Raw genomic sequence first — 1,843 nt, forward strand, 5'->3', positions numbered from 1 at the left:
GCCGCAGGCTGCTCGCCGCCGGGGCCGGGCCGGGCGTCCGCTGCCTGGAGATCGGTGCGGGCACCGGCACCGTCGCCCGTTGGCTGGCCGAGGAGGCGGGCGCCGCCGAGGTGCTCGCGGTCGACCGGGACGTCCGCTTCCTGGAGCCGCACGCCGGCGGGGCGCTGCGCACCCTGGCCGCCGACATCACCGCGCCGGACTTCGACCCCGGCCGGTTCGACCTGGTGCACGCGCGCTTCGTGCTGATGCACGTCCCCGACCACCGGCGGCTGGCGGCCCGGCTCTGCGGGTTCCTGGCGCCCGGCGGCCGCCTGGTGCTCGGCGACGCGGTGGACCTCACCTCCGCCGGACCGCCGGACACCCCGTACCGGCTGGCGATGCGGGCCATGTGGCGGGCGCTGCGGGAGACCATCGGCACCGACGTCACCTGGACGCCGCAGTACCCGCGGCTGCTGGCGGAGCTCGGCCTGACGGACGTCGGGGCCGAGATCACGGTGCCCCCGCTGACCCGCGGCAGCCCGATCGCGGAGTTCTGGCTGGACACCTGGCGACGCTCCCGCCCGGCCGTGCTGGCCACCGGTCTGGTCACCCCCGACCAACTGATCCGCGCGGAGCGGGCGCTGGCCGAGGGCACCGCGGCCGACCTCTCCCCCGGTCTGATCACCGCCTGGGGCCGCCGCGGCTGACCCGGCGCCGCGGGTGCGGGTGCGGGCGCGGCTCCCGGCGGTCACGCCGTCACGCCCGGCCGGCCGGCCGGCCAGGACAGCTCGTCCGGTCAGGACAGCTCGTCCGGGCGGCGGGTGAGGACGTGGAACTGCGGGCCGTACACGCCGCTGCCGTCGGGCAGCGGGATCTCCATCAGGGCGAGGGCGGGCTCCTCCAGGGCGCGCATCGACCGGACGGCGCCGTCCAGCGCGTGCGGGTCGCCGATCGCCCAGGCGCCCTCCAGGGCGTGCACCACCCTGCTGAACAGCAGGTCGAACCGGCCGAGCAGCTGGCCGGCCGCGGCCGGCGGGTCCGGCCAGCCGCCGGCCGGCACCACGCCCATCGGCCTGGTGTCGGGGAAGGGCACCGGATCGCCGTCGTAGCCCCAGCGGTCGGCCGAGGCCACCACCCGGCGCTCGTGGAAGATCTCGCCGAAGGCGTAGTAGTGGGCGGGCGCGCCGTGGCCCGCGGGGACGTCCGGGCTGGCCGAGGTGCCCTCGCCCTGCTCCTTGATCACCTCCAGCGCCTCGTCCACGTCCGCCAGGGTGGCCGCCGGCCGCAGCACGTCGGGCCCGATCCGGACGGACAGCTGGCCGGCCGTGTCGAGGGCCGGCCGGACCTCGTGGAAGGCGTCCTGCAGCGCGGTGTAGAAGGTGCCGATGGTCGGCCCGGACTCCCGGACGAGCGGCAGCTCCGGGGCCTCGATCGCCATCAGCACGTCCCGCACGTACGCCTTGGTCAGGCCGGAGAGGTACACGGTGAGGTCGGGGCGGACACCTCCGGGCAGCGGACCCGGGTAGCCGAGGACGGAGGAGGCGATCCGCGGCCGGCCGCCGACCGCGGTGAGCAGGTTGCAGGTCAGTCCCATGTGGAACATCTCGTCGCCGACGATGCCCTGGATCAGCCGGGCGGACTCGCTCGTCCGGTCCTTGACCGACCACCAGGCGCAGAGGTACGGCGGGATGGTCGCGAGTTCCAGGGCGACGGCGATCTGCAGGGCACGCCGGATCCAGCGGACGTCCCGCGGGCCCGGCGCGCTCAGCAGCCGGGCCACCGCGTCGCCGTCGGCGCCCGGTGCGGGGACGTCCGACGGGTCCGGGACGGCCGCCCACGGGTCCGCCGCCGGCGGGTACCCGGC

Annotated in this window: 2 protein-coding genes; one reads left to right on the plus strand and one right to left on the minus strand. The window is 76.9% G+C overall.

Features of this window, described 5'->3' with window-relative positions; all coding sequences use genetic code 11:
• On the plus strand, positions 1–686 hold a 686-nt coding region (locus ABZ641_RS35715), incomplete at its 5' end, for a class I SAM-dependent methyltransferase (protein ID WP_359988595.1).
• Between the two features lie 89 nt (positions 687–775).
• On the opposite strand, the gene ABZ641_RS35720 is transcribed toward ABZ641_RS35715, so the two are convergent.
• Positions 776–1,843: ferritin-like protein (locus ABZ641_RS35720; protein ID WP_359988597.1), on the minus strand; the 1,068-nt coding region annotated here is incomplete at its 5' end.

Source organism: Kitasatospora sp. NPDC007106 (assembly GCF_040634455.1).
In the GTDB taxonomy this organism is placed as follows: domain Bacteria; phylum Actinomycetota; class Actinomycetes; order Streptomycetales; family Streptomycetaceae; genus Kitasatospora; species Kitasatospora arboriphila.